At 39.4% G+C, this 15,948-nt stretch carries 18 protein-coding genes; 10 read left to right on the top strand and 8 right to left on the bottom strand.

The annotated features are described in order from the left end of the window. Positions 1 to 77: 77 nt before the first annotated feature. The 7 genes from DHD80_RS00320 to DHD80_RS00290 all read left to right on the top strand — a co-directional run bounded on the left by DHD80_RS00320 (position 78) and on the right by DHD80_RS00290 (position 6,281). Positions 78 to 851 (top strand): tetratricopeptide repeat protein, encoded by a 774-nt coding sequence (locus DHD80_RS00320; protein ID WP_251738887.1) that lies wholly within the window; start codon positions 78 to 80, stop codon positions 849 to 851. 2 nt (positions 852 to 853) lie between these two features. Next, positions 854 to 1,360 (top strand): 6,7-dimethyl-8-ribityllumazine synthase, encoded by a 507-nt coding sequence (gene ribH / locus DHD80_RS00315; RefSeq protein ID WP_251738886.1) that lies wholly within the window; start codon positions 854 to 856, stop codon positions 1,358 to 1,360. Positions 1,361 to 1,460: 100 nt separating this feature from the next. Next, positions 1,461 to 1,757: a hypothetical protein gene (locus DHD80_RS00310; RefSeq protein ID WP_251738885.1), complete on the top strand. Its 297-nt coding sequence runs from the start codon at positions 1,461 to 1,463 to the stop codon at positions 1,755 to 1,757. Further along, the gene (mutL, locus tag DHD80_RS00305; protein WP_251738884.1) at positions 1,754 to 3,604 is read left to right on the top strand and encodes a DNA mismatch repair endonuclease MutL; all 1,851 of its coding nucleotides are present in this window, start codon (positions 1,754 to 1,756) and stop codon (positions 3,602 to 3,604) included. The genes DHD80_RS00310 and mutL overlap by 4 nt, the downstream gene beginning before the upstream one ends. After that, positions 3,604 to 4,353, top strand: coding sequence for a rhomboid family intramembrane serine protease (locus tag DHD80_RS00300; RefSeq protein WP_251738883.1), 750 nt, complete (start codon positions 3,604 to 3,606; stop codon positions 4,351 to 4,353). The genes mutL and DHD80_RS00300 overlap by 1 nt, the downstream gene beginning before the upstream one ends. Further along, on the top strand, positions 4,353 to 5,252 hold the full coding sequence (locus DHD80_RS00295) for a rhomboid family intramembrane serine protease (protein WP_251738882.1): 900 nt from the start codon (positions 4,353 to 4,355) through the stop codon (positions 5,250 to 5,252). Before DHD80_RS00300 ends, DHD80_RS00295 begins: the two co-directional genes overlap by 1 nt. Next, the gene (locus DHD80_RS00290) at positions 5,253 to 6,281 is read left to right on the top strand and encodes an endonuclease/exonuclease/phosphatase family protein (RefSeq protein WP_251738881.1); all 1,029 of its coding nucleotides are present in this window, start codon (positions 5,253 to 5,255) and stop codon (positions 6,279 to 6,281) included. On the opposite strand, the gene DHD80_RS00285 is transcribed toward DHD80_RS00290, so the two are convergent. The 8 genes from DHD80_RS00285 to DHD80_RS00250 all read right to left on the bottom strand — a co-directional run bounded on the left by DHD80_RS00285 (position 6,276) and on the right by DHD80_RS00250 (position 12,801). After that, complete coding sequence (locus tag DHD80_RS00285) at positions 6,276 to 6,914, bottom strand: WbqC family protein (RefSeq protein ID WP_251738880.1); 639 nt, start codon at positions 6,912 to 6,914, stop codon at positions 6,276 to 6,278. The two genes, DHD80_RS00290 and DHD80_RS00285, sit on opposite strands and share 6 nt — an antisense overlap. A gap of 3 nt (positions 6,915 to 6,917) precedes the next feature. Then, positions 6,918 to 8,483 (bottom strand): signal peptidase I, encoded by a 1,566-nt coding sequence (gene lepB / locus DHD80_RS00280; protein ID WP_251738879.1) that lies wholly within the window; start codon positions 8,481 to 8,483, stop codon positions 6,918 to 6,920. 41 nt (positions 8,484 to 8,524) lie between these two features. Next, entirely contained in the window at positions 8,525 to 9,250 is a 726-nt protein-coding gene (gene dapB / locus DHD80_RS00275; RefSeq protein ID WP_251738878.1) for a 4-hydroxy-tetrahydrodipicolinate reductase, read from the bottom strand. Continuing rightward, on the bottom strand, positions 9,251 to 9,829 hold the full coding sequence (locus DHD80_RS00270; protein ID WP_251738877.1) for a DUF5683 domain-containing protein: 579 nt from the start codon (positions 9,827 to 9,829) through the stop codon (positions 9,251 to 9,253). It lies immediately after the preceding gene. Continuing rightward, the gene (locus DHD80_RS00265; RefSeq protein ID WP_251738876.1) at positions 9,819 to 10,718 is read right to left on the bottom strand and encodes a ParB/RepB/Spo0J family partition protein; all 900 of its coding nucleotides are present in this window, start codon (positions 10,716 to 10,718) and stop codon (positions 9,819 to 9,821) included. The genes DHD80_RS00270 and DHD80_RS00265 overlap by 11 nt, the downstream gene beginning before the upstream one ends. Then, complete coding sequence (locus tag DHD80_RS00260) at positions 10,711 to 11,484, bottom strand: AAA family ATPase (protein ID WP_251738875.1); 774 nt, start codon at positions 11,482 to 11,484, stop codon at positions 10,711 to 10,713. The genes DHD80_RS00265 and DHD80_RS00260 overlap by 8 nt, the downstream gene beginning before the upstream one ends. 143 nt (positions 11,485 to 11,627) lie before the next feature. Continuing rightward, entirely contained in the window at positions 11,628 to 11,795 is a 168-nt protein-coding gene (locus DHD80_RS00255) for a hypothetical protein (RefSeq protein WP_251738874.1), read from the bottom strand. A 115-nt stretch (positions 11,796 to 11,910) separates the two neighbouring features. Beyond that, positions 11,911 to 12,801: an SDR family oxidoreductase gene (locus tag DHD80_RS00250; protein ID WP_251738873.1), complete on the bottom strand. Its 891-nt coding sequence runs from the start codon at positions 12,799 to 12,801 to the stop codon at positions 11,911 to 11,913. Between the two features lie 183 nt (positions 12,802 to 12,984). Here DHD80_RS00250 and nirK point away from each other — a divergent pair, with 183 nt between their 5' ends. Genes nirK through DHD80_RS00235 form a run of 3 tightly spaced genes read left to right on the top strand, consistent with a single transcriptional unit; the run spans position 12,985 to position 15,888 of the window. Beyond that, positions 12,985 to 14,457, top strand: coding sequence for a copper-containing nitrite reductase (gene nirK / locus DHD80_RS00245; RefSeq protein ID WP_251738872.1), 1,473 nt, complete (start codon positions 12,985 to 12,987; stop codon positions 14,455 to 14,457). A 32-nt stretch (positions 14,458 to 14,489) separates the two neighbouring features. Beyond that, the gene (locus tag DHD80_RS00240; RefSeq protein ID WP_251738871.1) at positions 14,490 to 15,293 is read left to right on the top strand and encodes a formylglycine-generating enzyme family protein; all 804 of its coding nucleotides are present in this window, start codon (positions 14,490 to 14,492) and stop codon (positions 15,291 to 15,293) included. Then, complete coding sequence (locus DHD80_RS00235; protein ID WP_251738870.1) at positions 15,280 to 15,888, top strand: SCO family protein; 609 nt, start codon at positions 15,280 to 15,282, stop codon at positions 15,886 to 15,888. The genes DHD80_RS00240 and DHD80_RS00235 overlap by 14 nt, the downstream gene beginning before the upstream one ends. The last annotated feature ends 60 nt before the right edge of the window (positions 15,889 to 15,948 follow it).

Here is a 15,948-nt window from a genome sequence, read left to right as displayed (position 1 = left end):
TTATTCAAAAAATACAAATATTTTCCCTTTTAATTTTCACAAAATATTATATTTTTGCCACGCATTAAAAAGATGATATGTCAACGTACAAAAAAAGAGGATATAAGCCGTCAAATAAGGAAGAACGAAATAAAGCAGTTGAAGAAGAATCAACAACAGCTGAAGTTTTTAATTCGTTAGATGAAGGAGCCAGCAGGACAGAAACCTGGGTGGCAGACAATCAAAAGTATATCTATATTATTGTGGGAGTGGCTATTGTAGCGGTTTTAGGCTACCTTGGATATACCAGATTTGTACATGAACCAAAACAAGTTGAGGCTGCCAATGAAATGGCCCAGGCTCAGAATTATATGGCCGCAGCCTTAACTGCGGGCGCAACCGAAAGTGATTCTTTATACAACCTTGCTTTAAACGGCGGGGAAGGAAAATTTGGTTTTCTTGATATTATCGATAACTATGGAGGCACCGATGCGGCAAACCTTGCGCATTACAACGCCGGTTTTGCTTATTTGAGAATTGGCAAATATCAGGAAGCGATTGAGCAATTAGAAGATTTTAATAGTGATGACGAAATATTTTCGGCATTAGCGACTGGTGGAATAGGAGATGCGTTTATGCAACTGGACCAGCCAGATGAAGCTTTGGGATATTACGAAAAAGCGGCCAAGATGAGGACCAACGAATTCACTACTCCAAGATTTTTGTTGAAAGCAGCAATCACTGCTTTGCAATTAGGAGATGGTGAAGCTGCGGAAGAATATCTTACCAAAATCCAGAATGATTATTCTGAAACCCCTGAAGCTGAAAAAGTTCCTGTTTATTTAGGACAGGCCCGTGCAATGACAAATTAATTATGGCTACAGAAGGTAAAAACCTTTCCCAATACGACAAAAATACAATCCCAAATGCGAAAGATTTTCGGTTTGGGATTGTTGTTTCTGAATGGAATGAAGAAATCACCCAGGGTTTGTTCCAGGGGGCATTTGATGCTTTTACAGAGAATCACGTTCAGAAGGAAAATATCGTACGCTGGAGTGTTCCCGGGAGTTTTGAACTTATCTACGCCTGCAAGAAAATGCAACAAACTTTTGAAATGCTTGATGCGGTAATTGCTGTAGGTAGTGTGATCCAGGGAGAAACAAAACATTTTGACTTTGTTTGTGAAGGTGTGACCCAGGGAATTAAAGACCTTAATATCCAGTCAGACATTCCGGTGATCTTTTGTGTTCTTACAGATAATACCTATCAGCAATCCTTAGATAGAAGTGGCGGCAAGCATGGAAATAAGGGAACTGAAGCGGCTATTGCCGCTATAAAAATGGCGCAATTGCGAAAGGACGCTCATTTCTACAAAGGTTAGGTTTTAAATGGTATTATTCTTGAGATTCTATTTAACTTCAGAAGCCTTCGGAATTTCGAGTCATTTTGAGTAAATTTGGATCACTTTAATAATCTGCATTTTGAAACTTGGTTTAAACACAATAAGAAAGAATACCCGTTACAATTATACTCCCCGTTATTATAAAGGGAAGGATAATGGTAATATCTACGATTTCGAATCTAAATTTCAAAAGTTCAGGAACACCACGAATTCTAATGATTTTGGATCCCAATGGGCTGAAGCCAGAGAAAGCAGTAGGCATAGGGGCAATCGTAGTATCAACAAAACGGTGGTATATATTGCTATCATTCTGATTTTTATTTTTTTGTGGATCATAGATTTCGATTTATCCATATTCTCGAGGCCCGTTAAATGAGTGATGTAATTCAGCTGTTACCAGATCATGTCGCCAACCAAATCGCTGCCGGCGAGGTGGTACAAAGACCTGCTTCGGTAATAAAGGAACTCCTTGAAAACTCCATAGATGCAAAAGCAGGTAAGATCCAGGTGATTATAAAAGATGCCGGGAAAACGCTTATCCAAATTATTGACAATGGTGTGGGGATGTCTAATACAGACTCCCGAATGAGTTTCGAACGTCATGCTACTTCCAAAATCAAGATCGCTGATGATCTTTTTAGCTTAAAAACTAAAGGTTTTAGAGGTGAAGCATTAGCTTCCATCGCCGCCATCGCTCATGTTGAATTAAAAACAAAGCATGAAGATGATGAAATTGGGAGCTGCATTAAAGTGGAAGGGAGCAAAGTGGTTGCTCAAGATCCATGCGTGACCCCAAAGGGTACATGTATCAGCGTAAAAAATTTATTTTATAATATTCCGGCGAGAAGAAACTTTTTAAAGTCTGATAATGTCGAAAGCAGGCATATTATTGATGAATTTCAACGAGTCGCCCTGGCCCATCCCGATATTAGCTTTTCCCTAATCCATAATTCCAGCGAGTTGTTTCAATTACCTGCCTCAAATTACAGGCAGAGGATCACCAATATATTTGGAGGAAAAACCAATGAAAAGCTGGTTCCGGTAGAAGAAGAGACTGAAATTGTAAAAATTTCAGGATTTGTGGGGAAGCCTGAATTTGCTAAAAAGAGTAGGGGGGAACAGTTCTTTTTTGTGAATGATCGATTTATAAAAAGCCCGTATCTCAACCATGCGGTGCAGGCATCTTTTGAAGGACTTTTGAAGGACAGGAGCTATCCCAGTTACTTTTTGTATTTGAATGTGGATCCAAAGTCTATTGATATTAATATCCATCCTACCAAAACAGAGATTAAATTTGATGATGAACATTCTTTATATGCTATTCTGAAAAGTGCGATAAAACATAGTTTAGGTCAGTTTAATGTTGCGCCCTTGCTGGATTTTGAAAGAGATTCTGAACTGGATACTCCTTATGATTTTAAAAATAAGTCGGCTGAAGCTCCAAAAGTGGAAGTAGATCGAAACTTTAATCCCTTTCAAAATGAGGGCTCCAGAAATTCGGGATTTTCAAGTGGGGGATATAGAAAAGAGAATGCTACACAGTGGGAAAGTATTTATTCAGGATTACAACAGGAAACTTCAGGGGATATAGATATCAAACAAATTGAATTCGAAAGCGAAGAAGTCACCGGGAAATTATTCGGAACGAAGGAGGAACAAAATGAGAAAAGTACTTTTCAGCTTCATAAGAAATATTTAGTATCTACTTTAAAAAGTGGGTTGCTGGTGATAGATCAGCATCGGGCCCATATGCGTATTTTGTATGAGGAATTTCTCAAAAATATAACCGCTTCAGCAGCGGTTAGTCAGCAATTATTATTTCCGCTTAAATTACAATTCAGTCATCATGAGATTGTGATGCTCAAAGATATCAAGGAATCACTGGAACAAACCGGTTTTATTTTTTCTGAAATTGGTAAAGATGAGGTAGAAATTTCTGGAATTCCTACCCTAATTTCTGAAAGTGAAGTAGAAATTTTACTGGAGCATTTATTGGCAGATTTTGAAAAGGAAGTACCGGATAATGGTTTTACCCAAACCGATCTTTTAGCCAAATCCCTTTCCAATAGTATGGCGGTAAGACCGGGTACACTTTTAAATTATGCAGAACAACAACATATTTTAAACCGACTTTTTGCCTGCAAAGAGCCGGCCTTAACCCCTTTTAATAAAACGATTTTCACCACCTTAACCGTGGATGAACTGGATAAAAAATTTGCCTAATGGGAAGAATCACAGATACCGTAAAGGTTTTATTAATTATAAATGTAATCTTTTTTATAGGCAGCCAGATGATTGGCGACACTGCTTATGAGTACCTGGCACTCTGGTTTTTTAAACACCCGAATTTTGAATTTTGGCAGCCGGTAACCCATATGTTCATGCATGGTGGTTTTATGCATATTTTGTTCAATATGTATGCGCTTTGGGCTTTTGGTAGCCCCATTGAACAATACCTGGGACAAAAAAGATTCATATTTTTCTATTTTTCTGCGGGTTTAGGAGCTGCCCTTTTGCATACGTTGGTCAATCTTTTAGCCTATCAAAATGGATATAATGACCTGATCGCGATTGGATGGACCCCGGCAGAAATTACAGAATTTATATCACAGGCTTATTCAAATAATAAATTCCCTGTACCTGCGGGAACCGACGAGGACACGCTTCGCTCAATGTTGAGTGCTTTTGGAAACCCGGCAGTTGGTGCCTCCGGGGCAATTTATGGAGTATTGGTTGCGTTTGGTATGTTGTTTCCAAATGTTGAGCTATTTTTACTTTTCGTTCCGGTTCCTATAAAGGCGAAATATTTCATTCCGGGACTAATAGCCATCGATTTGTTTTCAGGATTTACGGGACACTCATTATTCGGGGAATCTATCGCGCATTTTGCCCATATTGGGGGTGCACTTTTTGGGTTTATAATGATGTATTACTGGAAGAAAAATCAGTTTAATGATAAACGCTGGGACTAATGTCTACTTCAGAAAGAATAAAATATAAAATAAAAACAGCTACGGTTACCGAAAAGATTATCGCGGTAAATGTGGCAGTTTTTGTGCTCTTTTATCTTGTTCAAACTATAGCTTATTTATTTAATGCCCCTGCCAATTCTATTTTGGAATGGCTTGTTTTCTCAAAGGAACCGGTAGATTTTCTCTGGAAACCCTGGTCGATCATTACCTACGGATTTATGCACGGTGGGTTTATGCATATCCTTTTTAATATGCTGATCCTCTACTTCGCCGGAGTTTATTTTCTGAATTATTTTTCTCCCAAGAGACTTCTTAACTACTATTTTCTCGGCATCATTATCGGAGGCCTGGTATATATGTTGAGTTATAATTTATTTCCGGTTTTTCAGGAAACGGGAAAATCTTATTTAATGGGAGCTTCTGCCGGGGTGATGGCGGTACTTATTGGAATTGCCACGCATGTTCCTAATATGAGGGTCCGGTTGCTCCTTATTGGTAGTGTGAAATTCTGGTGGATCGCGGCGGTACTTGTGGTCATCGATCTTATTCAGATCCCTTTTGGCAATGCCGGGGGTCATTTTGCACATTTAGGGGGTGCAGCCCTGGGTTATATTTATACCACACAACTTCAAAAAGGGAATGATATTGGAAAATGGTTTGAGAACATTTTAGATGGAATTTCGGGCATGTTTAAGTCCAAACCTAAACAGGCGAAAATGAAAACGGTATACCGGAATGAAAACCGAACTGCCCAAAAAGCCGGGCCAGCCCGAAAAATGGATAAAACTGAAAAGCAACAGCGTATAGATTTTATCCTGGATAAAATTAGTAAAAGCGGTTACGATAGTCTTACCAAAGCTGAAAAAGACTTTTTATTTCAAGCGGGTAAAGAAAATTGAATGAAGAATCTCGGCATTTTTGATAAGCTGATTTTTATTTTGAATTCGCTTGCGGCAACAGCCTTGCTATTATCTTACTTACTGCCGCTGGTTCCGCCGAAGTCTTTTCCCTTGTTATCGGTTTTAAGTTTGGGGGTACCGGTTTTAATTGTCCTGAACGTTTTATTTATTATTTACTGGTTATTTCGGCTGAAGAAGCAGTTAATACTTTCCCTACTCATTCTTGTAATCGGCTATAATTACGTGAGTAATTTCTTTGAATTTTCCCCGGATAAAGAAGAAGGTGAAAAAGCTGATTTTACAGTGATGAGTTACAACGTGCGTATGTTCAATGTTTATAACTGGTCTCAGGATAAGAACATTCCCGGGAATATCTATGATTTTGTTTCAGAAAAAAGGCCTGACGTCTTGTGTCTTCAGGAATATTATGTGGGTGAGTCTAAAATATCGAATCTTTACCCTTATCAATTTATACAACTAAAAGATAAAAATTCTGAATTTGGTTCTGCTATTTTTTCAAAGTACCCCATTTTAAAATCCTATTCTTTTGATTTTCCCCACGATGGAAATAATAATGCGATTTATACAGACTTATTAATCAAGGAGGATACGGTAAGGGTTTATAATGTCCATTTTCAGTCTCTAAATATTAAGCCTGGAATAGGTGATCTTCAGAAAGAAGATTCCAAAAAACTATTAGGAAGGATTGGTTCCGGTTTCTCCCTGCAGCAGGAACAGGCAGAGAGTATGTTAAAAAACCTGAGGGAATCTCCGTATAAAAATATGATTGTTGGGGATTTTAATAATACCAGTTTTTCCTATATCTACAATTTATTAAAATTTGACGGAAAATATAAAGACGCGTTTTTACAGGCCGGCAACGGCTTTGGTCAAACCTTTAAATTGAATTATTTTCCGCTTAGGATCGATTTTATGCTCGTAGAGAAGTCTATGGAAGTAATGGAATATAAGAAATACAAGGTCGATTTTTCCGATCACTACCCGATTTCAACTGGAATCCAATTATAATTTTTCCTGGTTTTCCAGATATTGTAATGCAGCATTGCCTTCGTTGAATAAAAGGTCCAGGATGCTTAGATTTTCTATAAAACCCAGTTTAGGTGCAAAAACCTGTGGGTATTTAGAATTCTGATAATCAATTCCTTTTTTGGCTTTTACCAAATGTCGAAAATCTTTATTTTGAAACTGTTCTTTTTCGAATGCATCAGTTTTCTGAAATTCCCATTCCAGCTGAAGACTTTCAGCTACAAATTCCATACACGAATAATTAAAGTCCATTAAGAACTTAAATTCTGTATGATAAAGCGGATGCAATTCATCTTCAAAAAATTCAAAAAATGGGGAGGTTTGGTAAGAAGCTTTTAAACCGCGCCAATGTTGTAATTGCCAGTTGAATTTATTTTCGACCTGTACATCTTTATATTTTTGTTTTCCTGTGATCTCACGACCCAAAGAAGAACTATGTTTTATAGGAATATTAAGACTTAGCTTTCCATTGGAATCATAAATATACATTCTGTTGCGATAACTTTGCTTTTGATAATTATCTTCATTTTCAAAGATGACTTTGTTAGCATTTATCATGGCAACCCATTGCACTATTGGTCCAAAATAGGTTGGATGTATAATTAAAGGTTTCATTAGTTAAGCGTCACGGCGTTTTTTAAAGAAACTCCAGGCAAAATAAATTACCAGAAGCAACAGTAAATAAGGCAAAAAGGAAGTTGGTTCCCCATCGCCTTTAACTGTAGTGAAAACGCGTTCCCATCTAATCTTGTCAAATCCACTGGCATTCGAATCCCAGCTCAACCAGATAAAGACCGGTTTTCCCACCACATGATTTTCGGGAACATAACCCCAGGCGCGGCTGTCTTCCGAATTATTTCGGTTATCGCCCATCATCCAGTAATAATTCTGTTTGAAGGTGTAGCTCTCTATGGGCTGGCCGTTAAGTAGAACCTGTGTGCCATTCATAGTCAGCTTATTATTATTCCCCATCTCCGTACCTTCATAAGTTTCAATAATCTCCTTATAAAAGCCCATACTTTCGGGGGTGATTTTAACCGTTTTCCCTTCTTCGGGGATATAGATAGGCCCCATATTGTCATTGTTCCAATTTCTAATACCATCATTGGGAAAAAGACTGGAATTTTTTACCCCAACGGAATCTACATATCGGGTTATGGTTGACACCTCGGGATTGTTTTTCAGCATTTCAAAACTTTCGTCTGTAAGCGACTGAATATAGAATACGTTCGTATTGGGATTATAGGAATACCCATCGGTCACATTATATCTTTTATAAAGCAGCTGCGGATTTAGGGGCTGTCCTTTTGTTCTACCCACATAAGAAAACTGTGGTTTTGCCCTATCCGGCAATACGGTTTGTTTTCCATTTATATAAACATAGCCGTCTACCACTGAAAGTGAATCTCCCGGGACTCCTACGGCCCTTTTTACATAATTCGACTTCTTATCAACGGGTTTTTCATAATGTTCTGCAGAGCGGTCAAAGAACTTTTTAACCGTATCTACGGGCCAGTTAAAAACTACAATATCATTCCGTTCAATTTTTTCAAAACCCGGAAAGCGGAAATAGGGAATTTGTGGTTTATTTAAATAAGATTTAATCCCCAAAATAGGAATCGTATCATGAACCATTGGAAATGCCACCGCAGTTTTAGGTGCCCGGGCTCCGTAATGGAATTTACTCACAAACAGAAAATCACCCACTAACAACGTCTTTTCCAAAGATGAAGTTGGAATGGTAAAGGGCTGCATAAAATAAGTATGCACTATCGTGGCAGCAATTACAGCGAACAAAATTGAACTAATCCATTCCCCAGCTTCTGACCTTGGTTTTAGATCCCGATCTACGATATAAGGATCATTCGTGGCGTAATTGATATAGTAGATGTAGAGCCCCAACGTAAGGATGACCAAAACAGTTTCCCAGGTCTTATTATGCCCAAAACTTCTAATGGTTTCCACCCATATTACCGGGATAATAATGAGATTTACAATGGGAATAAACATTAAAACCACCCACCATTTTGGCCGATTGATAATTTGCATTAATACCACAGCGTTATACACAGGCACGGCGGCTTCCCAGGCTTTTCTTCCGGCTCTTACATATAATTTCCAGGTACCAAGAAAATGAACAACCTGTAAAACCAGGAAAAAAATAAACCATTCAGTAAAAGTCATTGTATCTATTTTATTTATTAGGTGGCAGTAGCCTCGATTTGTTACACATTATCCTGCAAAAGTCCGCTAAGGACATCTTTCATCGAAAAGATTCCTTTCTTATTATGTAGAAATTCGGCCGCAAGGACAGCGCCTAAAGCAAAACCCAGTCTGGAGTTTGCGGTATGTTTTATCTCAATGCTATCAATTTCTGAAACATAAGAAACTGTATGTGTTCCTGGGACATTTTCTTCACGTTTGGCGAAAATTGGAATAAAATGATCTTCTTTTTTATCCAGTTTCCAACCTTTGAAATGAGTCCCGATCTCTTTGATTTGATTTGCCAGGGTGATCGCTGTCCCACTTGGCGCATCCAACTTCTGTGTATGGTGAATTTCTTCAATATTCACGGAATAATCTTCCATTCCCTGCATCATAGAAGCTAATTTTTTATTCAACTCGAAGAAAATATTAACCCCAACACTAAAATTTGAGGCATAGAGAAAAGCTGAATCATTTTTAAGACAAATCTCTTTGGCTTCATCCAGATGATCTAACCAGCCAGTGGTACCACAAACTACGGGAATTGATTTCCTGAAACATGTGGTTATATTATTAAAAGCGGCGCCAGGAATACTAAAATCTATAGCTACATCTATTTTGTTCTCCTCAACTTTATAATTTGAGATATCCTGCTCAACTTTCAGAACAATTTCGTGACCGCGATTTATAGCGATTTCTTCAATGGTTTTACCCATTTTTCCGTAACCTAGTAAAGCGATATTCATTTAAAAATTAAAGTTTAGCGATAGTCCGTAGTTAGTATTTCCTATAAAATCCTGATCGAGATTCGGTTTAAACGTAAGGTCATCATTTACATTAAATTGTCTAAGATGCGCTTCAACATTGGCATCTACGATATTCAGAACATAAATCCCCACGGTCACCAGGATGGAAATTTCTTTATTTTTTTGATAGAATTGCTGAGCACGAATCAAAGCATCAGTACTAATCCTGCCCTGGAATTCATCAGGCCTGTCTGATATTCTATTTTTATAAGCGTCCCTATAGCGATCGTACTGCTTATCATTATCCAGATAAAAATAAATTCCCGTACCTAATCCACCGTAGGCGATGGGGATTTTCCACCAACTCCCGTTATAAGCCTGCCCTAATCCCGGTAAAATTGCGGAATAAAATGCAGCTTTCGAAGGTGCCAGAGCGTTATAAGGCTCATATTTTTTTTCTTTCTGAATGGGTTCCTGCACAATAACACCAGGTTCCACGAGGAGTGAATCCTTTTGAGCCCATCCTGAAAACCCGATGAGGATCAAAAATGAAAAAAACAAGAACGTTTTATTCTGCACCTTTGATCAATTTTTTGAGACGCTCAAAGTCCTTTTCAGAAGTAAAAGGGATGGTGAGTTTCCCCTTTCCATTTTTAGAAACGCTTATAGAAACCTTTGTATCCAGATATTCTGAAAATTCCTTGATCCCTTTTTTATAGGTTTTTGAAACTGAAGGTTTTGGAGAAGGATCCTTTGATTTTTCCTGATTTAAACTTCTTACTAATTGCTCCGTATCCCGAACTGAAAGTGATTTTTCTAAAATATTTTCGTAAATATCGAGTTGAGTTTGTGGATCTTCAATATTGATCAAGGCCCGGCCGTGACCCATACTCAAAAAGCCATCCCTCATTCCCGTTTGAACAATGGGATCCAGTTTTAATAACCGTAAATAATTAGCAATAGTAGAGCGGTTCTTTCCAATGCGATCACTTAATTGTTCCTGGGTAAGCTGAATTTCATCAAGAAGCCTTTGATACGAAAGCGAAATCTCAATGGGATCGAGATCTTGTCGTTGGATATTTTCAACCAAAGCCATTTCTAAAGATTCCTGATCGTTCGCGATGCGAATGTAAGCGGGAATGGTATTGAGTCCAACCAATTTGGAAGCTCTATATCGTCTTTCCCCAGATACAAGCTGGTACTTGTCGAAATCTAGTTTTCTAACCGTTATGGGCTGAATAACCCCTAATTCACGTATGGAGGACGCCAATTCCCTAAGTGATTCTTCATTAAAACTGGTCCTTGGCTGGAAAGGATTTACTTCAATAGAAGATAATTCCAGTTCAACAATATGTCCAACCAGCTTATCAGCATTCTTATCTTCAGCAGATTTTATGTCGTTATCCGGATCTTTTAATAAAGCGGAAAGTCCTCTTCCTAAAGCCTGCTTTTTTGTTGCCTTAGCCATTTATTTCGTTTTTCTTAATAATTTCATGTGCCAGGCTCAAATAATTACTGGCTCCTTTACTGGAAGCATCATAATTTATAATACTTTCCCCATAACTGGGGGCTTCACTTAAACGCACATTTCGCTGAATGATTGTTTTAAAAACCATTTCATCAAAATGTTTCTTTACTTCCTCAACAACCTGGTTGGACAGCCTGAGCCGGGAATCGTACATAGTTAAAAGCAAACCTTCGATATCCAGTTTTTTATTATGAATTTTCTGAACGCTTTTAATGGTATTCAGCAATTTTCCTAAACCTTCAAGTGCAAAATATTCACATTGAATTGGAATGATCACTGAATCTGCAGCGGTCAAGGCATTCAATGTTAATAAACCCAGAGATGGAGCGCAATCAATAAGTATAAAGTCGTACGTTTCTTTTAAATGTCCGATGGCCTTCTTCAGCATATACTCACGCTCTTCCTGGTCTACCAGTTCAATCTCAATAGCTACAAGATCGATATGGGAAGGAATAATATCAAGATTGGGGGAACTGGTCTTCATGATGGCCTTTTCCGCTGTGACGGAATGTTCCAACAGTTGATAAGTCCCAAATTCCACACCTTCCACATCGATCCCGAGCCCGGAAGTGGCATTCGCTTGAGGATCGGCATCTATAAGTAAAATTTTCTTTTCAAGGACCCCCAAAGACGCTGCGAGATTAATCGAGGTTGTGGTTTTCCCAACGCCTCCTTTTTGGTTGGCAATAGCAATGATTTTACCCATTAAGTGCATTCAATTTTAAGAGGTAAAAATACAATTTATTATAGGTTTAGAAAATGAATTTGTTAACAGCTTATAAAGAAAAAACCGATTATTCAGACGGTTTTCGCCAAATAATCGGTTTTTGAAATTTATTACCAAGTTTTTTATTCTTTTATTTCGTCTGTTTCCGGCATTAAAATTCCCAAAATATAATTTTCATCCAGGTATTTTTCAGCCATTTTCTGAATATCATCAGCCTCAAGATCGTCTACCTTATCTTCAAACTCAAGAATGGTGGCCACATCTTCATCTTCTTCTTCAGCATTTTGCATCTTTAAGCTGAATTTCAGAAAGGTCTTCTTTAGTAAATTTATATGTCCATGTAATCTAGAGCCGGTAAATTCACTAAAAATCAGAAATTTACTAACTTCTCATCTAACCCATTTCCTATTGGGTTTTCCTACTTTTTTTGCTTTTTATCATCGCTTCCAGTTGATCCCACATTTCTTCAGGAATATCTTCCAGTAAATTGAACTGTCCGGCGCCTTTTAACCATTCGCCCCCGTCTATGGTAATCACCTCTCCATTTACATAGGCTGAAAAGTCTGAAACCAGATAGGCAGCGAGATTTGCCAGTTCCTGATGTTCGCCCACCCGCTTGAGGGGCACCTTTTTAGAAAGATCGAATTTTTCTTTTAGATCTCCTGGGAGCAAGCGATCCCAGGCACCTTTAGTAGGGAATGGCCCGGGAGCAATAGCATTGGAACGTATTCCATATTTGGCCCATTCCACCGCAAGGGAACGGGTCATAGCAAGCACCCCTGCTTTTGCCGTAGCGCTGGGTACTACGTAAGCGGAACCTGTCCAGGCATAGGTGGTAACGATATTTAGGATGGTATTGTTTTGTTTTTTTTGATCGATCCATTGCTTTCCAAATGCCAGGGTACAGTTTTTACTTCCCTTTAAAACGATGTCTATAATGGTATCAAAAGCATTGGCGCTAAGCCGTTCGGTAGGGGATATAAAATTTCCTGCAGCATTATTTAAAAGGACATCAATACTTCCAAATTTTGCGATTACTTCGTCCCGCATATTTTCTACCTGATCATAATGCCGAACATCACATTGAATTGCTACACAGGTTCCGCCGGTTTCTTCTTCCAGGTCCTTAACCGTGTTCTGAAGTTTTTCTAAATTTCTTGAGGTAATGGCCACTTTAGCGCCTAATTCCAGAAAATATTTGGTCATGGCTCTACCAAGTCCGCTACCGCCCCCGGTAACCACGATATTTTTCCCTTTTAAAGCTCCATCGCGGAGCATAGGTTTTGTAAAGTCCATACTTTTAGTTGTAAATATAAGGTTTTCTGCCCGTGATTTTTGACGCCACACCAAGGATTTCCTGAAAAACTTAACTATTTATGACCTTGGTCATATCCTAATTTTATTATCGGGAATAAGTTTGCTCAGGATTAATTTATTAACAATCACACCTGTAATACTATGGACTACTTCTTCTTAAAATTGAATAAAATTAAAAAGAACTGGCACTTTGCCTTTGTGTTCTTTCTGGCCTTATTCCTGGCATCCTGTAATAACCGGGATGACGATGCATCAAAAAATCCGGAAGAGATCAAGGTTAGCCTAAAAATGAAAGCAGAATTAACCGCGCCGCCCCATGTTCCAAAACCTACGGCAAGACGTAAAGCAAAACAGCTGATAGTGGATATGGAAATTCTGGAAGAAGAAGGCGAAATGACCGATGGCGTAAGCTATGTATACTGGACCTTTAACGGTACAGTCCCAGGCAGTTTTATAAGGACCAAAGTAGGCGATGAGGTAGAATTCCATCTTAAGAACCACCCGGATAATAAGTTGCCGCATAATATAGACCTACATGCGGTGAACGGGCCTGGCGGCGGGGCAGTATCTTCTTTTGTGGCCCCCGGGCACGAAACGGTTTTTTCCTTTAAGGTACTTAACCCGGGTTTGTATGTATACCATTGCGCTACCGCCCCGGTAGGGATGCATATAGCTAATGGGATGTACGGCCTTATTCTCGTGGAACCCGAAGAGGGATTATCGCCGGTTGACAAGGAATTTTATATTATGCAGGGGGATTTCTATACAAAAGGTGATTTTGGTAATCCTGGACTTCAGCCTTTCGACATGAAAAAGGCCATAGAAGAAGATGCCGATTATGTGGTATTTAATGGAAAAGTTGGAGCCCTAACCGGCGATAATGTCCTTACCGCAAACGTGGGAGAAACTATCAGGCTTTACGTAGGAAACGGAGGGCCAAATTTGGTTTCTTCTTTCCATGTTATCGGGGAAATTTTTGATAAAGTGCATGTGGAAGGTGGTAACCTGATCAATGAAAATGTGCAAACCACGCTAATCCCGGCGGGGGGTGCAGCCATCGTAGAATTCAGGGTAGAAGTGCCCGGGGAATATATTTTGGTAGACCACTCTATCTTCCGTGCCTTTAACAAAGGCGCATTAGGCCAAATTGTAGTAAAAGGAGAGGAAAATCACCGGGTTTACCGCGGGAAGATCCAGGAAGGGGTATATCTGCCTGAAGGTGGCGCTATCCAGGAAATGCCCATTTCAGACGAAGATTTTGAAGCTTCCCAACAACCCGAAAAGCAGCTTTCTTTAGAAGAGAAAATAGATTTGGGTAAAAATGTGTACAGCCAGACCTGTCTTGCCTGCCACCAGGCCAATGGTCAGGGGGTGCCCAATGCTTTCCCTCCCCTGGCAAAATCAGATTATCTCAACGCCGATGCGATGCGCGCGGTAGATATTGTAATGCATGGGAAAACAGGGGAAATCACTGTGAACGGTAAAAAATATAATAGTGTGATGACCGCGCAAAACCTAACCGATAAAGAAATAGCCAGTGTTTTAACTTATGTATATAATAATTTCGAAAATAACGGAACGGAAGTTACCGAGGAAATGGTTAAAAAACAACGGAGATCAAAATCTGCCGAGTAGTATTTAAGCTTTAAACCAAAACATATACCATCATGTTTTTTAAACTGATCATCGGCTGTACGATTTTATTCGGTTCCTTACTGTCCAACGCACAGGTAGAAAAAATGGCTGTTATAGAAGGGGGGGAGTATATCCCTTTATACGGAAGGGATTCTGCCAGGATTAAAGTTGATGAATTCGCCATGGATATTTATCCGGTTACCAATGGGGAATACCTGAAATTCATTAAAAAGAACCCCGAATGGCAGAGATCAAAGATAAAAGCGCTTTTCGCTGATGGCAATTATCTTCGCCATTGGAAAAACGATTTGGAATTAGGGAAAAAGGAGTTGGTAGAAGGGCCTGTAACCAATGTCTCCTGGTTCGCGGCAAAAAAATATTGTGAATGCCAGGGCAAGCGACTTCCTACGCTGGACGAGTGGGAATATGTAGCCATGGCCGATGAAACCCTGCCAGATGCCCGAATAAAAGATACGTATAATGAATTTATCCTGGGCTGGTACGAGAAACCCCAGTCGTTTAACCAGGAAGTAGGAAGTACTTTCAGGAATTATTGGGGGGTGTATGATATGCATGGAATGGTATGGGAATGGACGCTGGATTTCAATTCGGTGTTAATTACGGGCGAATCCCGCCGGGATGTAGATAAAGATACTAACCTATTTTGTGGCAGTGCGGCTATAGGCTCTTCAGACCTTATGAATTATGCCGCATTTATGCGCTATGCCTTCCGAGGTAGCATAAAAGGAAATTTCGCTATACGCAACCTTGGTTTTAGGTGTGCGCAGGATATTGAACCATTCAGAAAAAACAAGCTCGCTAATGAAAATTTCTAAATTAATATTGTTTGCAGTACTAGTACTTGGTTTTTCGTGTAAAGATAATCCGGGTAAGCCTGCTCCAGAGCAAGCCAGGCTCGAGAAAATAGAGGAGGAAGAGATACCGGAGCTTTCGGTATATAATTTGCCCGCGGTCTGGACTACCCAGGACAATAAACAAATAGAACTGGAAGACCTTAAGGGGAACGTCCTGGTTATGGTGATGATCTATACTTCCTGCAAATCGGCATGTCCGCGCCTGGTCGCCGATATGCGCAATATCGCCGCCGATGTACCCGAAAATAAGAGTTTAAAATATGTATTCGTAAGTATAGATCCGGAAACAGATACCCCGCAACGCCTTAAGGATTTCGCCAAAGAAAATCAAATGGACGATGAAAAATGGCTTTTTTTAAGGGGTACGCCGGAGGCGACCAGGGAATTTGCCGCCGTGCTTGCGGTAAGTTATAAACGTATTTCCCCAATGGACTTTTCGCATTCCAATATTATTAGCGTGTTCGATAAACAAGGTGTGCTGGTGCACCAAAAACAAGGCCTTGGCGTTGATGACAGCGAGACCGTGGCGTCAATAATAAAAGAACTGGAAAAATAAACCGGGGTTTAACCCTCTTGAGGTTGCCGTTCCCGGATAGGCCTTCTGGTGCTTAATTCA

This window comes from Gramella sp. AN32 (genome assembly GCF_023718305.1).
Lineage (GTDB): Bacteria > Bacteroidota > Bacteroidia > Flavobacteriales > Flavobacteriaceae > Christiangramia > Christiangramia antarctica.
This window is presented reverse-complemented; position numbering and strand designations above follow the sequence as displayed.

Bases quoted from the DNA above. Each gene is read 5' to 3' on its own strand.
- DHD80_RS00320 (WP_251738887.1), top strand. From the start codon at position 78: ATGTCAACGTACAAAAAAAGAGGATATAAGCCGTCAAATAAGGAAGAA.
- ribH (WP_251738886.1), top strand. From the start codon at position 854: ATGGCTACAGAAGGTAAAAACCTTTCCCAATACGACAAAAATACAATC.
- mutL (WP_251738884.1), top strand. From the start codon at position 1,754: ATGAGTGATGTAATTCAGCTGTTACCAGATCATGTCGCCAACCAAATC.
- DHD80_RS00300 (WP_251738883.1), top strand. From the start codon at position 3,604: ATGGGAAGAATCACAGATACCGTAAAGGTTTTATTAATTATAAATGTA.
- DHD80_RS00295 (WP_251738882.1), top strand. From the start codon at position 4,353: ATGTCTACTTCAGAAAGAATAAAATATAAAATAAAAACAGCTACGGTT.
- DHD80_RS00290 (WP_251738881.1), top strand. From the start codon at position 5,253: ATGAAGAATCTCGGCATTTTTGATAAGCTGATTTTTATTTTGAATTCG.
- DHD80_RS00285 (WP_251738880.1), bottom strand. From the start codon at position 6,914: ATGAAACCTTTAATTATACATCCAACCTATTTTGGACCAATAGTGCAA.
- lepB (WP_251738879.1), bottom strand. From the start codon at position 8,483: ATGACTTTTACTGAATGGTTTATTTTTTTCCTGGTTTTACAGGTTGTT.
- dapB (WP_251738878.1), bottom strand. From the start codon at position 9,250: ATGAATATCGCTTTACTAGGTTACGGAAAAATGGGTAAAACCATTGAA.
- DHD80_RS00265 (WP_251738876.1), bottom strand. From the start codon at position 10,718: ATGGCTAAGGCAACAAAAAAGCAGGCTTTAGGAAGAGGACTTTCCGCT.
- DHD80_RS00260 (WP_251738875.1), bottom strand. From the start codon at position 11,484: ATGGGTAAAATCATTGCTATTGCCAACCAAAAAGGAGGCGTTGGGAAA.
- DHD80_RS00255 (WP_251738874.1), bottom strand. From the start codon at position 11,795: ATGCAAAATGCTGAAGAAGAAGATGAAGATGTGGCCACCATTCTTGAG.
- DHD80_RS00250 (WP_251738873.1), bottom strand. From the start codon at position 12,801: ATGGACTTTACAAAACCTATGCTCCGCGATGGAGCTTTAAAAGGGAAA.
- DHD80_RS00240 (WP_251738871.1), top strand. From the start codon at position 14,490: ATGTTTTTTAAACTGATCATCGGCTGTACGATTTTATTCGGTTCCTTA.
- DHD80_RS00235 (WP_251738870.1), top strand. From the start codon at position 15,280: ATGAAAATTTCTAAATTAATATTGTTTGCAGTACTAGTACTTGGTTTT.